Annotated in this window: 19 protein-coding genes and 2 tRNA genes; 9 read left to right on the top strand and 12 right to left on the bottom strand. The window is 37.1% G+C overall.

Annotation, left to right across the window (positions count from 1 at the left end; all coding sequences use genetic code 11):
* Positions 1-39: 39 nt before the first annotated feature.
* Both CNR22_03665 and CNR22_03660 read right to left on the bottom strand, forming a co-directional pair.
* The gene (locus CNR22_03665) at positions 40-423 is read right to left on the bottom strand and encodes a hypothetical protein (GenBank protein PBQ34802.1); all 384 of its coding nucleotides are present in this window, start codon (positions 421-423) and stop codon (positions 40-42) included.
* 161 nt (positions 424-584) lie between these two features.
* Positions 585-890: a transcriptional regulator gene (locus CNR22_03660; GenBank protein PBQ34801.1), complete on the bottom strand. Its 306-nt coding sequence runs from the start codon at positions 888-890 to the stop codon at positions 585-587.
* Positions 891-1,096: 206 nt separating this feature from the next.
* On the opposite strand from CNR22_03660, the gene CNR22_03655 reads away from it, so the two are divergent.
* Both CNR22_03655 and CNR22_03650 read left to right on the top strand, forming a co-directional pair.
* Positions 1,097-2,104: an NADPH:quinone reductase gene (locus CNR22_03655; GenBank protein PBQ34800.1), complete on the top strand. Its 1,008-nt coding sequence runs from the start codon at positions 1,097-1,099 to the stop codon at positions 2,102-2,104.
* A 113-nt stretch (positions 2,105-2,217) separates the two neighbouring features.
* Positions 2,218-2,655: a bile acid 7-alpha-dehydratase gene (locus CNR22_03650; protein PBQ30906.1), complete on the top strand. Its 438-nt coding sequence runs from the start codon at positions 2,218-2,220 to the stop codon at positions 2,653-2,655.
* 191 nt (positions 2,656-2,846) lie between these two features.
* Here CNR22_03650 and CNR22_03645 read toward each other — a convergent pair whose 3' ends face one another.
* Complete coding sequence (locus tag CNR22_03645) at positions 2,847-3,386, bottom strand: hypothetical protein (protein ID PBQ30905.1); 540 nt, start codon at positions 3,384-3,386, stop codon at positions 2,847-2,849.
* 62 nt (positions 3,387-3,448) lie between these two features.
* Positions 3,449-4,033, bottom strand: coding sequence for a hypothetical protein (locus CNR22_03640; GenBank protein PBQ30904.1), 585 nt, complete (start codon positions 4,031-4,033; stop codon positions 3,449-3,451).
* Positions 4,034-4,159: 126 nt separating this feature from the next.
* On the opposite strand from CNR22_03640, the gene CNR22_03635 reads away from it, so the two are divergent.
* Positions 4,160-5,020, top strand: coding sequence for an AraC family transcriptional regulator (locus CNR22_03635; GenBank protein ID PBQ30903.1), 861 nt, complete (start codon positions 4,160-4,162; stop codon positions 5,018-5,020).
* A 75-nt stretch (positions 5,021-5,095) separates the two neighbouring features.
* Positions 5,096-5,821: an oxidoreductase gene (locus tag CNR22_03630; protein PBQ30902.1), complete on the top strand. Its 726-nt coding sequence runs from the start codon at positions 5,096-5,098 to the stop codon at positions 5,819-5,821.
* A gap of 78 nt (positions 5,822-5,899) precedes the next feature.
* Here the strand turns inward: CNR22_03630 and CNR22_03625 are convergent, their stop codons facing one another.
* Positions 5,900-6,100: a hypothetical protein gene (locus tag CNR22_03625; GenBank protein ID PBQ30901.1), complete on the bottom strand. Its 201-nt coding sequence runs from the start codon at positions 6,098-6,100 to the stop codon at positions 5,900-5,902.
* A gap of 187 nt (positions 6,101-6,287) precedes the next feature.
* On the opposite strand from CNR22_03625, the gene CNR22_03620 reads away from it, so the two are divergent.
* Positions 6,288-7,436 (top strand): hypothetical protein, encoded by a 1,149-nt coding sequence (locus CNR22_03620; GenBank protein ID PBQ30900.1) that lies wholly within the window; start codon positions 6,288-6,290, stop codon positions 7,434-7,436.
* A 94-nt stretch (positions 7,437-7,530) separates the two neighbouring features.
* On the opposite strand, the gene CNR22_03615 is transcribed toward CNR22_03620, so the two are convergent.
* From CNR22_03615 to CNR22_03600, 4 genes are all read right to left on the bottom strand, one after another.
* A complete protein-coding gene (locus CNR22_03615) occupies positions 7,531-8,313 on the bottom strand; it encodes a heme oxygenase (protein ID PBQ30899.1) in 783 nt (260 codons plus the stop codon).
* Positions 8,314-8,393: 80 nt separating this feature from the next.
* On the bottom strand, positions 8,394-8,741 hold the full coding sequence (locus CNR22_03610; GenBank protein ID PBQ30898.1) for a hypothetical protein: 348 nt from the start codon (positions 8,739-8,741) through the stop codon (positions 8,394-8,396).
* 133 nt (positions 8,742-8,874) lie between these two features.
* Complete coding sequence (locus tag CNR22_03605) at positions 8,875-9,234, bottom strand: hypothetical protein (protein ID PBQ30897.1); 360 nt, start codon at positions 9,232-9,234, stop codon at positions 8,875-8,877.
* A complete protein-coding gene (locus CNR22_03600; GenBank protein ID PBQ30896.1) occupies positions 9,221-10,570 on the bottom strand; it encodes a hypothetical protein in 1,350 nt (449 codons plus the stop codon). The genes CNR22_03605 and CNR22_03600 overlap by 14 nt, the downstream gene beginning before the upstream one ends.
* Positions 10,571-12,623: 2,053 nt before the next feature.
* Here CNR22_03600 and CNR22_03595 point away from each other — a divergent pair.
* Both CNR22_03595 and CNR22_03590 read left to right on the top strand, forming a co-directional pair.
* Positions 12,624-12,833 (top strand): hypothetical protein, encoded by a 210-nt coding sequence (locus CNR22_03595; protein ID PBQ30895.1) that lies wholly within the window; start codon positions 12,624-12,626, stop codon positions 12,831-12,833.
* A complete protein-coding gene (locus CNR22_03590) occupies positions 12,805-14,403 on the top strand; it encodes a hypothetical protein (GenBank protein PBQ30894.1) in 1,599 nt (532 codons plus the stop codon). Before CNR22_03595 ends, CNR22_03590 begins: the two co-directional genes overlap by 29 nt.
* On the opposite strand, the gene CNR22_03585 is transcribed toward CNR22_03590, so the two are convergent.
* Both CNR22_03585 and CNR22_03580 read right to left on the bottom strand, forming a co-directional pair.
* Positions 14,366-14,452: transfer RNA gene (locus tag CNR22_03585), tRNA-Leu, on the bottom strand. The genes CNR22_03590 and CNR22_03585 overlap by 38 nt on opposite strands.
* Before the next feature lie 209 nt (positions 14,453-14,661).
* Positions 14,662-14,737 (bottom strand) — tRNA-Gly (locus tag CNR22_03580).
* Between the two features lie 358 nt (positions 14,738-15,095).
* On the opposite strand from CNR22_03580, the gene CNR22_03575 reads away from it, so the two are divergent.
* Complete coding sequence (locus CNR22_03575; GenBank protein ID PBQ30893.1) at positions 15,096-15,416, top strand: transcriptional regulator; 321 nt, start codon at positions 15,096-15,098, stop codon at positions 15,414-15,416.
* Positions 15,413-15,910: an ATPase gene (locus CNR22_03570; GenBank protein PBQ30892.1), complete on the top strand. Its 498-nt coding sequence runs from the start codon at positions 15,413-15,415 to the stop codon at positions 15,908-15,910. Before CNR22_03575 ends, CNR22_03570 begins: the two co-directional genes overlap by 4 nt.
* A gap of 84 nt (positions 15,911-15,994) precedes the next feature.
* Here the strand turns inward: CNR22_03570 and CNR22_03565 are convergent, their stop codons facing one another.
* On the bottom strand, positions 15,995-16,411 hold the full coding sequence (locus tag CNR22_03565) for a hypothetical protein (GenBank protein ID PBQ30891.1): 417 nt from the start codon (positions 16,409-16,411) through the stop codon (positions 15,995-15,997).
* Between the last annotated feature and the right edge of the window lie 28 nt (positions 16,412-16,439).

Genomic DNA, 16,439 nt, shown 5'->3' with positions numbered 1-16,439 from the left:
GAATAAAAGGCAAACACCATTTTTTTAAATTCAATAATGCTATTGAATTTTTATTGATATTCGCTTATCAGATGTAAGCTCAAATTTGGCATCTTCGTATTTTGGAGGTCCCATAAAACCTTTTGCATCGTTTGATATACCGAAGCCCTCCTTGGGTATTCCAAAGAAATTAGTTTCTAGTTTTCCGTTTGAATTTTCGTCATGAATCAACGATACTGCGTAAACTCCTTTTGGCAAATCGTTAAAAACTGCATACGTTATTTTGTTTTTCACAATAGTTGTAGCAGATTTAAAACCTTCCTTCATGAAACTTTCTTTTGTATTGTATAATCCAATAAATGCGTTTCCTTTATCGTTTTTGAAACCAGTTACAACGATTTCGAGTTTGAATTGTTGTGCAGAAAGTATTGATGCATATAGCATCAAGATTGCTAGAATTGTTTTTTTCATCATTTAATTTATTTAAAATTTTATGATGCAAATTTATAGTCGTAGGATTATAGGGTTGTATCCAAATCCACGTTTGTTGTGTTCAAAAATAAAGTCTATACAATACCTTTCAGGATAAAGCAAACTATTATTTTTTACAATCCTTTTTCTAATTGTTTATTGCCCCAATTATGTAGATGTTTTATAAACGGAATTAATTCACGCCCTGTGTCGCTCAAGGAATATTCTACTTTGGGCGGGACTTCGTGAAATACTTTTCGAATTATTAATTTATCGTCTTCCAATTCTCGCAAAGTTTGGGTAAGCATTTTAGTAGTAATATCAGGTATAGTCCTCTTCAACTCACCATATCTAAGTACAGCTTTTGATTTCAAATGCCACAGAATTCGTCCTTTATATTTTCCACCGATGCGTTTAAAAGCATAATCAACACCACACATTTGTGGCGTTGTTGAAATTTCTAATTTATTTTTCATTTTTATACTAATTTATCTACTTGGTAATCAGCATTACATACCTTTTAGTATATAGGGTACAAATAAGTACATACTTGCCACAAAGATACTAATGATTTAACTTTGCACCTCATTAAAAATAAAATAAAATGGAAAAATTTGAAAACAAAGCAGATAAGACTAAAAATACAATGGTAATGAAGGCGATTCGGCAGCACGAGTTCGGTGGCCCTGAGGTGCTGCGTTATGAAGATGCACCGATTCCAGGGTTGAAGCAAGGTGAGGTTCGTGTACGCGTTCACGCTGTTGGCCTCAATCCCCCCGATTGGTATCTGCGTGACGGATATAAGATGCTACCTCCTGAATGGCAACCAGTGGTTCCGTTCCCTATAATCTTGGGGACAGATATTTCGGGAGTAGTAGAGGCGGTTGCTGATGATATCAAAGACTTTTCTGTTGGAGACGAAGTGTATTCGATGGTGCGTTTCCCCAGTTATGGCGAGAGCCAGGCATATGCGGAGTACGTGAGCGTTCCAGCGTCACAACTTGCTCTTAAACCAACCGGAATAGACCATAGACATGCAGCAGGAGTTCCAATGTCGCTTCTTACCGCTTGGCAGTTTATGATAGAGCTAGGTCACAATGAACCGAATCCGCTACAGCCAAACAAACATGAACCTGTGCCGCTAGAAGGCAAGACAGTACTTGTGAACGGAGCAGCAGGTGGTGTTGGGCATTTTGCAGTACAATTGGCCAAGTGGAAGGGTGCTAAGGTAATAGCGGTGGCTTCTGGTGAGCAAGAGGCGTTCTTGCGTGAGCTCGGTATAGACCAATTTATCGATTATACCAAAACCAATGCCCATGAAGTAACGCATGATATTGATCTTGTTATCGATGCAGTTGGTGGCCCTACAACGGGTCGTTTCTTACTTACACTTAAGCCTGGAGGCGCTTTGTTCCCCATTTTTCCATTAGGCTTCACTGGTAGCGAAGAGGCAAAGAAGCTAGGTGTAATAGTCTCGGCAACTCAGGTGCGTTCGAACGGAGCTCAACTTGCGGAGGTCGCTCGTTTGCTAAGTGATGGAACGATTCGTGTAGCCATTGACAGTGAGTTTAAGCTGGCTGATGCTCGCAAAGCGCACGAAAGAGCTGCCCTTGGCAACACTCAGGGCAAGATAGTGCTTACTGTTGTTGACTAGTTATTTATTTTATTACAATGCTGTCTCAGTTTTGAGATAGCCTTTGTTTATCAATTTCATAGGACAATCGCGACCTAAATCGCTATTGTGCTTCAATAATTAAAAAAAATATTATGAATCTTAAAGACATAGAGGATAAAATATCTCTCAAAGAACTTATTGATAACATTTCGATATTGGGAGATAAAAAAGATTTTAACAAGCAAGTGCAGCTATTTACCGAAAATGCAGTGGCAGAAACTTTAGCTGGAGAGATTTCGATCTTAAAACTGGAAGGCCGAAAAGAAATGGAAGAAGCCTTTGGCAAATTTCTTAACGACTTTGAAACCGTTTACCATTTTAACGGTCAGCAAGTGGTTACTATAGATGGTAATAACGCTACTGGAACTTGTTATTGCCTGATAACCTTAATCGGCAGGGAGGAAGGCAAAAAAATGAAGACCACTATCGGGGCAATTTACAAGGACGATTATGTTCGTATTGAGAACCGGTGGCTTATCGCAAAGCGAATAGGAAATTTCAATTGGCAAGAAAAAAACGAAGTCAAATAGTAAACCACTTGCAAATGCTATATCACCATGTGTTACAGATAGAGAAGATATCACATTGCCGGTATAATTAGCGGTTACCTTGGTTGTAAAGTTTTAGAATTTTTTTCAAAAAGTGCTGCCTGTCAAGGGCGGCACTTTTTGTTGAACATCGCTTAGTGTAATGTATGTGTTTTAATATAATTAGTCAAAAATTAAGTTGATTGTTTTATAAGTTGTATATCAAAATGGAGTTTTATTTCTTCACCTACAACCATGCTTCCTGCTTCTGTAAGCAATGCAAAATTAAGCCCAAAGTCTTTGCGATTGATTTTTCCATTTACCTCAAATCCAGCTCTTGTATCATTAAACCTACCTTTTCCGATTCCAGTGTGTTCAACTTCCATTTTAATACGCTTCTTTACTGCGCATATTGTTAAGTCACCAATAAGCTCATAATCGGCATCTTTCTTTTGCAGAGATCCATCAAAAATTATTTTTGGAAATTTTTCCGTATCCAAAAAAAGCGTTGATTTGAGGTGTGTATCACGCTCTGTCTGATTCGTATCAATGCTGTTCGTGTCAATTTCAAAACTAACTTTCGCATTATTAAAATCTTCGATTTCACTTTGAACTTCGCCATTAAATAATTTAAAAGTGCCTGAAACATTTGAGATCATTAGATGCTTTACTTTGAATTGAACCTCGGAATGATTAAGATCAATTACCCATTTTGAATTTGTATTTTCTGCCATGATTATATTTTTTACAAACCTACACACAGCAAACGAACTATCTTTTACCAAATGGTAAAAAATCACTTCTTGGCTCTAATTCTACTTAATGATTGTTGTGTAATACCAAGATAGCTGGCTAAATCACCCAGACTGATACGTTGAACGATTCCACTATTTTCTTTTATAAACTGGTTGTAACGGTTAGTAGCATTTTCTTCAAGCATCTCACTTATTCTCCTGGTCATTTTAGTAGCAGCAACAGAGACTAATTTTCGGAAGAATGTTTCCATACAATGATGTTTTTTGCACAGTCTCTCCATTTCTTCATAACTGATAAGCGTTACCGTTGTTTCCTCCAAAGCAAGTAGCATAAAATTAGAAGGCGTTTGGGTGAGATAGCTTTCAAAGGCGCTAAATAACCTGTTTTCTACAGCAAAAACATTTATGAACTCTTTGCCATCTTTAATGAAAAATAATTTTGCAAGCCCTTCGTTTATAAAAATTAGATGCTTACAAACTTCGTCTGTTTTCAATAAATATTCACCTTTTTTAAAAGTTTTCGTTTTTAGATTTCTAAATAATTCATCTGTCGCTTCTTCAGTAAGCGGAGAGAATTGATTACAGAATTGAAGAAAGTCAGCCACCTGTTTTTGAGTAGATAATATATTGAGTAAAGTTACTTATTCTAACCAAGAAATGACAACTAACTTAGTTAAATGAAGTCCTAAACTATAAGGATGAAAGAGCGCTTTGCCAGATCTTATTTCACTACTTTTACATTATAATAAATAATGTCGCAAGTCTTACATAAAATTCCGCTTAATAAACAAAATGCCAGAGCCATTGGTGGTTTGGATATTAGCAATATAGTTTATGAAGAAAGCTTAAAATACTTGCATACTTTAAAGGATCATCGTGATGATTATTATGTTCTAGTAATTCTTACAAAAGGAAAAGGAACGATACAATGTGACATGGAAAAGATGACGGTTGAATCAAAAGGTGTTTTTTTGATTAAGCCCTATCAGGTTCATTCTGCGGGAAAAATCAGTACTGATGCAGAAGCTTATTTCATTAGTATCGCACCCTTTTTAATGCCTGATCATTGTGCAAATACATTTCAAAGTTTAACAACCTCACAGCAATATTTAAAAATTCCGGCCAAAGAAAAAAATAGTTTACTCGCTACTGTTTCATTATTACATAAGGCATTTGCCGAGAATAATACACATAAAACATTTATAATACATAGCTTGTTTAATGCTTTGATAAATCGAGTAACAGCAATTTTTGTCGATGCCGAAAAGAAATCTGTTAGCCCAAAGAACCAAGCCTATTTAATAACACAAAAGTTTAAGCAGCTTGTTTCTGAATTTTCATTCCTGAATCTCCCTTCTTTTTTTTCTGAAAAATTAAGCATAACAACTTCCCATTTAAATGATAGCGTCAAAGCTACAACTGGTATGTCAGTAACAAATTATTTACAGAATGCGATGCTACTAGAAGCAAAAAGAAATTTATACTACACAAACGATGATGTAAAAACCGTTGCTTTCACACTTGGCTTCGAAGACCATGCTTATTTTTCAAGGTTATTCAAGAAGTTGACCAAAGAAACACCCTTGTTATTCAGGAACAAATTCCGTGAATAGTCCAATCATATCCTCTACCTCTCAAATCAACAACTAATTTTTTTGGCGGTATTTTGCAGGCAAAATAAATTATATATGCCAAAAGTACCTAAATGGGCAGCCGATGCAATGGAAAGCATTTTTAGTGGCAAATCCCGACAAGTAGTTGTTTCTGATATTACCTATATAAATCCGTACATAAAGAAAATTACATTTAAAGGTGATTTTACAAATGTGAAATTTAAAGTTGGTCAGGCCATAGTCGTACGTGTAGATGATACCAACTTCAGAAATTATACACCATCCTATTGGAATAGTTCTGAAGAAATTTGCGAAGTAATCTTCCATTTACATGGAAATGGCCCGGGCAGTCATTATATTGCGAATTTGAAGTTAAACGATACACTTCGAATTGGTTTACCAAGAGGCTTTGATTTTTATAAAAAGGATTACAAATACCATTTCTTTTTTGGCGATGAAACAACGATAGGATTCTTTAAAAGTTTAAAGAATGCAATAGACGAAAACGGACAAAATTATATTGGTGTGTTAGAGGTGAATAATGATTCGTTCCATTCAGAAATGAATTTAGAATGTATGTTGGATGTCGTTCCTATTTCAGCAAACAAAGCAGAAAATGCGATTCATTCTTTAGAAAGTCTGGATGAATCTGTATGGGCTTTATGGAAGACTGGAGTTTTTTACTTAATGGGGAATGCCAAATCTATTCAGAATTTTAGAAAAGCCTTAAAAGAGAAAGGAATAAGCAGTAGAAATATAATAACACAGCCTTATTGGGTGGAAGGTAAGATTGGTTTATAGTCAGTCATTATTCATACAATGGTCTTGGTAATATCATAGTTAAAAAGTGTCTTTCAGATGGAAATTTCAATTTAGTTGTTAATTCTCAGACCAAAAAATCACTACGCCTTCAACACTGAGCTTTGCATTCATGTAATCCTTTATCGCAAAACATCGCTCTACCTCATTGTAAACAGCGATATAACTTATTCCATCAGCGATAATTGACACTTCTTGTCCATCTTTTGGAAGCTTATTCTTTTTGGTGTTATGCCATCTTATATTTCTTACTGAGACCATAAGCTTAGGTAACAAACGTTACTTAAAAAAAACCAGGCGAATATAGGAGAAAAACTCTTCAGTTTGAAATTACGATATCACAACTTCTTAGATGTGTGCTATCGAAGAAAACAACTAGGATAAGCTATTTTAATCACCTATTTCATTTTGGCGCCTAAAGTACTATATTTATTAAAAGTTTAGTAAGTTGAACGAGTCAATTAATCTTTTAGAAGAACTAGATAATGTTTCGAAAATTCATGTCTTAGATAGGGATGATATTGATTTGTTAATGTTGGAATTTGGTCGTAAGCTGGTTCATAGTCTTAGAATTGAGCGAATAAATGTTTGGTTGTTTAATCCCAAAAAAGATGCATTAATATCTATTGGTGAATACGACCACCGATCTAAATTTTTTAAAAAGGATAGCGTCCTTAAAAAAAGAAGGTTTCCTGATTATTTTGAGGCTTTACAAACTGACAAGATCCTTTTGATTCCTAATGTTTACAATAATAAATTGACAGAACAGTTTAATGAAATTTACTCGAAACCAAACGATATCATTTCCCTAATGGATATTCCATTAAGGATTGAAGCGCAATTAGTAGGTGTTATTTGTTTTGAAAAGACTGGATCAAAGGAGCGTGAATTTACCCCCGAAGAACAAACCTTTGCGCTTAGTGTTTCTATGGTTCTGGCATCCAATCTGGAGGCTCGTTATCGCAGAGCTGCCCAGGCTAAGCTTGACGGCGCGTTAAAGGAAAAAGATCTGTTGATTCAGGAAATAAACCACCGGGTGAAAAATAATTTTGCTATACTGATAAGTCTGCTGCGATTGGGTAAGCATCAAGGTAAATCTATTGATCCCGCACTCATATTTGAGGAATATGAACAGCGTATTTTCTCAATGCTTAAAATTCAAGAACTATTGTATCAGACCAAAAACTATACCGAAGTCAACCTTTGTGATTATTCGCAAGAGTTGGTGATGGAATTTAAAAGGTCTCATCCAGAAGTTGCCGACAATATTATTCCTCGGATTGTTCAATTAGATTGGTATCTGCCAACAAAAAGTGCTTTGCACCTCGGCTTAATTATTACAGAAGTATTTATTAACTCATACAAATATGCTTATCCAGGCAATAGCAACTATTTATTTACAATCGATGTTAAGAAATCAGAAAATGGGGGAGTTGTTATAAAAATAGGGGACAATGGGAAGGGTTTTGATTTTAAAGAAAAACTTAAGAAGAATAGCCTAGGGCTGCCACTAATAAAGGACTTAGCTGAGGATATAGATCTTATTGCGAAATTTCCTGATTTTGACAATAATTTTTATGAATTTGTATTAAATTAGGATGTAGGTAGCGTGTTTTAGTGAAACACCGGCCAAGATTACAGAATAATAACACATGCTAACGAAAGTAACCTTATCTCGCATCGCACTATTTTTATACTGTTACAGAAACTTTAATTCTATGCAGAATAAAGTCCCATAATTTAATACGCTGGTACAAAGCATTTTTAGCCGCTGCTGTTGCCTCTTCCCATTTTTTTAAATCAGTACCGCAAAGTTCCTCTGTCATTTGATACGCCAAATGCGAATGGTGTTCTCCATCAACTTCAATATGTCTTTCAAGATAATATTTAAGAATACTCATTTTATTATCTGTTTGTTTATTCAGTTCGTTGACAAAACTGACAAACATTCCGGGAATAAGATCCTCCCTTCCAAACGTAAAAACAGCCGCTTGAATGTGTGGGATATTAGCATTTACAACCGAAAAGGTGTTACGAATAAATTCTCCCGCTTCACTCGGAACATTTGCAATAGAAATACTTTCTGTGAGCGGGATTTTCTTGCTAATGCTTTTGATGAACGCATGAATCGTACTCATATTACAACCGCTTTGTTCCATTGCTCTTAAGTATAATTCAAAGTGATTTGCACGATTTCCTGCCTCATCTACATCGGACTCTTCCCCTAATACAATTTCATTTATCAGATATCTTGTTTCGGGGCTTCCCACGGGCAACCAAGGTAGCTCAACGCAAGTAAGATTTCTCTGTAATGATTTTAATAAGGACATAAAATCCCATACCGCGTAAACGTGATGTTCCATAAAAACGTTTAGATGTGCAATAGATCTTATACCAGAATAGACCGGGTGATCAATCAGTTGTTTTCTTACGGGCTCAATCTCGGATTTTAGCTTTTCTAAGTAGGGGTTCATTTTTCTCGTTAAAGGCCGCAAAAATACGAAAACTGTGAGAATTAGAGAAGTACTCACTGCAACGCTGTCCTCAATTCCATTTAACGGATCAAACTTGAGGATTTTTTGCTGATGGTCAGAGCAAAGTTGATGTTTTCATTTGAAATACAGCCTAAAAGGATATGATCGCCTTGCATATTTGTATCTTTAAATAACTTTGCTTCTCCCATTTCGTTAATCTGTATCGACACTACCACTTTTTTACGTTCTGCGCCAATTTTTGTACTTCGTAATAGAAACTGAATAATACAATCCCGAGTCAGTGAATTTGGGGCCGTTTCAACATGAAAAGTACATTCAGACGGATTAATTAAATAGGGGATCTTAAAAGCTACTTCTTTATTTTTTTCCAGGCTAATTTGCTTGCGGTTGATAATTGTATTTTCCATAAACGCTAAAGTGGCGCAAAGTAGCAAATTTTAAGCCATATGACTACCTTTCAGCGTATTTTAATACAATCTCAATATTAAATTTTTTTGGCAGTATGATTCTTTAAGAGATTTCACTTTGACTAAAAAGTACTTATGTGATGAGTATTGCCTTCCCATAAATGTTTCTAGAATCGGCTAATTCCACTGCTTCGGTAATTTTTTCTAAAGGAAATTTTGCTGCTATTTGCTGCTTAATAATTCCGTTTTCCAATAGCTTCATTAACTCTGCAAAATCTTCTTTTATTTCTCTTCTGAATTTATCACTTCCTTTACCCGACCAAATATTATAAAACCCTGCCTTGCGGTCATTTGACAAATAATTCAACCAAAGTAATTTTGCTTTCAAAGCAAGTAACAACATTACCGCCGATTTGTTAATGTTCAATGCAAAAGCAATAGCATAACTTACAAGTGTACCACCAGGCTTAAAGAGTATATCAGAACCTGAAATTTATGACCGCGGTAATCCGGCTGTCTGATTTTTGAAGGTCAGGTCTCCAGGGGATTGTGGTAGTAGGGCCATTTGTCCATCCTGAAGGCGAGGTTGTACCACCATGTCCGGCAAAATAAGGCATATTGGCCTGGCGATACCCAAATTCCAAACGAAAAGTAGTATACTCTGTAGGCATGTAATCAAATGTGACAGTACCCTGAGCGATATTTAAAGGCTTTGAAGGATTTTTAGCCAGTTCATCTGTATAGCCATTTGGTGCAACTGGCGAAGGGGAGAAGGCAAGGTAGGCGCCTCCATTGGACACTACATCGCCACGTAACGTAACGGCCCACTTGTTTTTATAAAACCAGATACGGTTACAAAGCGACGTGCCATACATGAAATGATCTTTTGGCGTAATGCTGTCGCCTTTATCAACACCATTTTGAAAGCCGTAGTGTGAATTAAGACTTAAGGCCATTTGAGAAATCCCTTTAGAATCACGCCTTTTGTAATATCTCAGCACAATACTGTTGTCATGGTGAAAACGGGCACGTTTTGACTGATGCCCCAAAGTGTCGGGATTCTTAGTATCGTGTCCATAATAAAAGTTGGCAACCAACTGTAAATTATCATTTGGCCTCCAATAGGTAGAACTCCCTACACCTGGGGAATTTCCAAAGCTGTTATAGGATTGCCAGCCGTTCAATAACCAGATCTCCTGCTTTACCTTTTTCGAAGGATATATTTGCAAACGCGCACCCTGAAAGTAAAACGGTGTAAACTCACACACAAGGCTGCGCTGAAAACACCAGTTATCCTGCACCATATAACTCTCTAAGCCCATGTAGCTCATAAAAATGCCAGCTTCCAGGTTAATGCCGTACCATTTATTAAAATGATAACCCGCAGCACCCTCGCGTATAAATTTCAGGTTGCCGGTGCCGGTATTTCTTCCCCGGGTTACGCTTTCGTCCAATTCTTGTACAATGTGCTGCATAGCTCCATATTGCAGAAGTATCCTGCCAATCATATTTTTATAGGCCACATCGACGCCAACACTGGCCAGGTTAATATGCACCTCGTTATGACGCCCAATTGTAGAGGAGATCGTGTGCGTGTTATCAATAGGATTTGCAAAATTATAATTGTAATCCGCATCCAAATAACCCGTTCCTGTTATAATCGCTTCGCCCGTTTTTTTGTCCCTTAAAACCAGGATGGGATTGCTGATACGACTTTGCCCGTTGATCCAGGTAAGGTCCATACCGTCGAAAGGGATTTTCGGTAAAGTATCTGTCTGGCTGATCAGGCAGCCGGAATATAAAAGAATCGGTATAAGGTATCGCATCATCGCCTTTTTTTAGGGTAAAGATAGCTATTACCCTGGTGCAAAGTGGATCATGCCAACGCCAAATAAGGCGCTTAACACTACCATAATATGATTGAATAGGATTTAAATGCTTTCCTCCGGGTAATTTGAGATCTTTTTTATGCTTTTATAAGAATCTACTTTCGCACTAAAATCAGAATTACTCAAGTAAAAATTACACAGGTAAAATAATTTACCCGAGTAATTCTAACCAACAAACGAGTAGTATAAAGTAAGGAAAACAGGTACCGGATTGGAAATGTCCGCTTTGCATAAAAACCTTGAGTATAAGGAGAAAGCCGGCCACCTGGAAAAATTCACAGGCAGGGTTACCCGATCAAAGATCATAATCCAATGCCTTTCGATCAGCACTAAACGTTTTCTTTTGGGTAACTATTTTTTCTACTTCGTCAAAACAAACGTTTGTTGATGACAGGTAAAAACACTAGTCTTAATCTAAACATCTATTCCGTGATCGTTAATTAAATAAGGTTCTGGAAACAAACGTTTGCTAACGACGAGTAAAAATATCAGTCTTAATCTAAACATTTATTGCGTAATTACTAATTAAATAGCGCTCTGGAAACAAACGTTTTGTTAATGACAAAAAACGCCAGTCTTAACCTAAACATTTATTCCATTATCGTTAATTAAATAGTGCCCCGGAAACAAACGTTTGACACTCACAATTAAAAATACAGATCTTGAACTAAACATTTATTAAGTAATCGCTAATGAAATAAACTAAAATGGGTAACGTCAGAATTATGTTTAAGAACATTTTCTAATCCAGTCCTTAAAAGTAATTGGCTCACGTATTTTCAGAAATACATTTATACCCAACAATTCATCCTTTTAATTTGACGAATTTAGTCTGTTTTCTTTTCCATATTTCTGGAATAATCCAACCAAAGAGGCGAAAATATCTATAACAAAAGTAACTCAAAAAAATCTTTGTAGGCAAACAAAGCTCTGAAACCTTCATTTTACGCGAGGTTAATTTAGAAATTGTCGCAACCTACAAAGTACCGACGAGGTTTTTTTCAGCTTTCAAGTTAAATTCGTCCTGTCATTACGTTCTAAACTATACAAAAGAGAAATAGTCGGTAACATTTAAAAATGTGTCTGGAGTTTTATATGGGTAAATAGGCTTTAAAAAGTTCTTCCGTTAAATATTCTGGTCGACAAACTAATGTATGCGTTTGGAGTTTTATGATGCAAGAGTTGCACCAAAGGCGGGTGTAGCGACTGCAAGTGTGAAGGTATGGGGAAGCCCGTGTTTAAAAACACCTTTGAAGAAGGATTCCAAAACTTTCACCTGAAACAAAAAGGAAAGCGAAAAACTACCGAAAGGTGGAAAGGAAGCTCCATGCCTGAACTGTAATAAAATAAAAAGAAAAAATCATCGTAGAAAAAAGAAAAACAGAAACCAGAGACGACGGATTTTAACCTGAACACTAAGTAAGCCCTAAAAGCCAATAACATTTAAAACACAATCAACATGCATGAATTAAACTGTACCATATGTGGTGATACTTTCAAAGCCAACCGTAACGATGCCATGTATTGTTCACCATCTTGCCGCAACAAAGGTTGGCGGAGAAGACACTACGTTTCTTACCAGGTAACTTGTTTTCTGTGTGACAAATCTTATACTGCAAAAAGGAACGATTCACTTTACTGTTCGTCTACTTGTCGACACAAAGCCTGGAAAACCAAATATCTGGAAAATCTCAAATTAGCCTTAACATGAAAACCTAAGCCAAAAAGGCCGAACAAACTCAAGATGAAAACAAGAGATGAATCAGATAGTAACCCTTTACGGATTGGCGAGCTCTTCAGAAAAGAAAAGTTCAGTCAGTGCAATCTTGAATTAAATATTTATGAATATAACTTAAAATAATAGCAGTACTCACAGCCCTTATGGCTGTGAATAAAAGAACTTTTGTGTGTGGAAAGATTTGAGTATCTTAGACTGGAAACCCGATTTCATTGGGTTTAGCACATGAGTTCTTTGACATGCTGGGAGGTGAAAATGAAAAAACACAAAAAACTAGGCGTAGATGAGTTGAGGAATTTTCCTGGCTTTGAGAGTTTTACTGAAGAAGAAGCGGAGCAGGCCATCAAAACAATAGAAGGACTTTCTATTCTGTTTTACGAACTGTTCATGAAAGAGAAATATGAAAATGTAAAACAATTAAACCAAGAAGAAAATCATGAAACCAAACACCGACCTGCTGCTTAAGCAATTTGCAAAAGGCAAGCAGCCAGAAACAATTATCACGGGAATATTAAATTGCGTCATTTATACCCGTGTAAGCTCGAAAGAGCAGATGGAAACCAACCAAAGCCTTGAATGGCAGAAAAAATATTGCGAGGAATACGCAGTTAAAAATAAATTCAACATTAAAGGCCACTTCGGCGGAACTTATGAGAGCGCCAAAAGCGACGAGCGCAAGGAATTTAACCGAATGCTGAAATTTGTAAAGGCGAGTAAAGAAGAGATCTCTTACATTCTTGTTTACAGTCTTGATAGGTTCAGCCGCACGGGCGATAGCGCAATTTATATTGCCGGTGAATTAAAGAACGTGGGCGTTAACATTTTAGCAGTAACACAACCCATTGACACCAATTCACATGCAGGAGCTTTACAGCAGAACATACAGTTTATTTTTAGCAAGTACGACAATGACCTGCGCAGGCAGAAAACCATTGATGGCATGCGCGAAAAGCTGCTCCGAGGCGAATGGATAGGCGTTGCGCCCAAAGGTTATTCCTATGTGAAGGGAGCTGAAAAACAAACCATTATCATTAATGAGCAGGGTGAGTTAGTCCGGCAAGCATTTGAATGGCGTGCCAATGGCATGACCTACGATCACATTGTAGAGAAGCTGATAGACTATGGTATGACACTGCCAAAACAAAGACTTACCGATACTTTCAGGAACCCATTTTACTGTGGCTATCTTTCGCACAATTTCTTGAATGGCGAGCTAGTAAAAGGGAAACATCCTGAACTGATCAGTGAGGAGTTGTTTTTCAGGGTGAACGAGCTAAAGAAAACAGAAGGCTTTAAAAGTAACAGGGTAAATGATAACCTGCCGCTCAAAATCTTTGTAAAGGATGCTGAAACCGGAGTGCCATTTACAGGTTATCTTGCTAAAAAGAAAGGGCTGTATTATTACAAGGCAAACAAGGTGGGAGTTAAATTAAACCGAAGCGTTAAGGTTATGCACTCTAAGTTTCAGGAACTATTATCCCGCTTCGAGATTAGCAGCGTCTTTATGGAGCCTCTAAAAGTTCAATTGGGCTACACCTGGGAAAACCTGACCGAAACCAATGTGGGGGAAAAGAAGGGATTATCCTTTCAACTAAATTCTGCCGAAGAGGAGTTCAAAGTTTTACGTAAAAGACATGCTTTAGGACAGGTAAGTTTAGATGTTTACACTGAATTTGCCGAAGAAATGGAAAAGAAGATCAAAGCCATTTCCGAAAAATTAGCAGAATTGGAGCAAAACTTATCGAACCCAAAAGAGCTGATAAATTACACTTGCAAAATGGCCTGCAACTTAGGCAAAATGTGGGATTCAGGAGACTTCTATCAAAAACAGATATTCCAGAATACCATATTTCCTGCCGGTTTGGGTTACGATGCAAAAATTGACCATTATCGAACCGCTGAAATAAATTCAGTGTTCAATCACATCGCTGATCTTTCAAAGGATTTAGCACAAATTAAAAACCGGACTTCTCTAAATTCTGAAGAGAAGTCCGGTCTAGTACCCGGGACGGGACTTGAACCCGTACATCTGTAAGGATACAGGATTTTAAGTCCTGCGTGTCTACCAATTCCACCACCCAGGCAGGTGATATTCGTTGCTTTTTTAAATCCTGCAACGTAGGATTTTAAGTCCTGCGGTCTACCTCCCGATAGCTATCGGGATCTCCACCCAGGCAGGTGATATTCGTTGCTTTTTTAAATCCTGCAACGTACCATTTTACGTATTGTCAGTTCGAGCGTAGTCGAGAACAACCTGTAAAATGATTAAAAAAAGAGCTTTTCAGCTCTTTTTTTGAGCGAAAGACGGGTCTCGAACCCGCGACCTTAACCTTGGCAAGGTTACGCTCTACCAACTGAGCTACTTTCGCTTGGTGTCCTGATCTCTGAACCAAAAGGCGTTCTTTCGATCGGGATGCAAATGTACTTAAAGTTTTTGGTTGACAAAACTTTTTTTGAAGAATTTTATTTTTTTTTCGGCCCTTAGGTCGCCACAGTTTCACCCGTTTATTTGGCAATTAAGCGAGAAAGTATTCGTCGATCGCGGCTCTTTACTCCTGTAACCAACTACTAAAATAGCAGCGCGCATTTAAGTTCAAGATTATATTGAATCGCAGCCCAATTCCTACCATTTTTAGTTCTCAGAAAAAAACTACAAAAAAAATTGCGCAAGTGATTGTTTGCGTTTATATTTGCAAACGATTGCTTGCATAATAAAAATGATTTAGAATGAGAAGAGATGTATTTCAGGCTATAGCCGACCCTACGAGGCGCGCTATTATCGGCCTCATAGCGGTACAGGCAATGACGCCAAATGCTCTTGCAGAGTATTTTGACATATCGCGTCAGGGTGTGTCAAACCATATAAAGATTTTAACCGAGTGTGAGCTTGTTAAACAAGAGCAACAAGGCCGTGAAATTTATTACAAGCTGGAAGTGAAAAAACTTAAGGAGATAGACAAATGGCTTGAGCAATACAGAAGTATTTGGGAAACGCAATTTAATCAACTCGATAAAGTATTATTAACTCTTAAAAAACAGAAAAAATGAACAACAATTTGCTATTTGATTTCACTGTCGACAAAGCAGCTAAAACCGTGTATATAACCAGAGAGTTCGATGCTGAACTTTCACTGGTATGGGATGCATTTACAAAAAAAGAAATCCTCGACCAATGGGTGGCACCCAAGCCATTTACCGCCAAAACAAAATACATGGATTTTAAAGTGGGCGGGAAAAGATTTTACGCTATGGTAAGTCCTGAAGGCATGGAACGTTGGGCCTTGCAGACTTACACGTCCATAAGTCCTAAAACAAATTTTAAAATGTTTAATGTCTTTACAGATAAAGATGAAAATCCCGATCCCAACGGTTCTGATTGGGATTATACATTCAGTGAAGAGAATGGCATCACAAAAGTGAAAATTACCATCTACAACGAATCTCTTGAACGCATGGAAGGTATCATGGAAGGCTTTAAAGCTGGAATGACGATGTCATTAGTAAACCTGGATGCTGTGCTTGTAACGTTATCGGCAAAATAGTTTAGGTCGAAAAGATTGAAAAAACACTAAAGCCTCATTCGTGAGGCTTTAGTGTTCAGTTACTTTCAATAGAGTTTTCTTAAATTATTTCATCGCAAACAAAACAACGCACACAAGTAGTATACCAGCTAAATGGTAAGTTCCACTTATAAAACCGTACAAAAGAGGTTTCGGAATATTTGGATTGATGGCAATGTTCACTGTATTCGCAACCAAAAATCCAATACCTACTACTAGTGCTAATTCAATGGATAAAGAATAAGAGGAAACCTCAAGGGCATAAAGGAGTAGAGCAGTGGCAACTGTTATCACTAAACAACAAATAGCAGGACCAATAATAAAAATAGCCGCTGGTTTTTGCTGAGGTGCATTCTCTTTTCCTAAAGAAATTAAATACTGTTTTTTAAAGAAGACCGTAAACCACAAAGCCCCCAGCATAAAGTAGGGAACAAAGGCCGCAAGAACACCGAGCCACTTGATGGCCGAAAAAGAATTTATCATATGTTTAATTTTAAAGTTTAAACAAAAG

Source organism: Sphingobacteriaceae bacterium, assembly GCA_002319075.1.
GTDB lineage: Bacteria > Bacteroidota > Bacteroidia > B-17B0 > Aurantibacillaceae > Aurantibacillus.
Note: the sequence above shows the minus strand (reverse complement) of the source record. Positions and strands in the feature narration are given on the sequence as shown.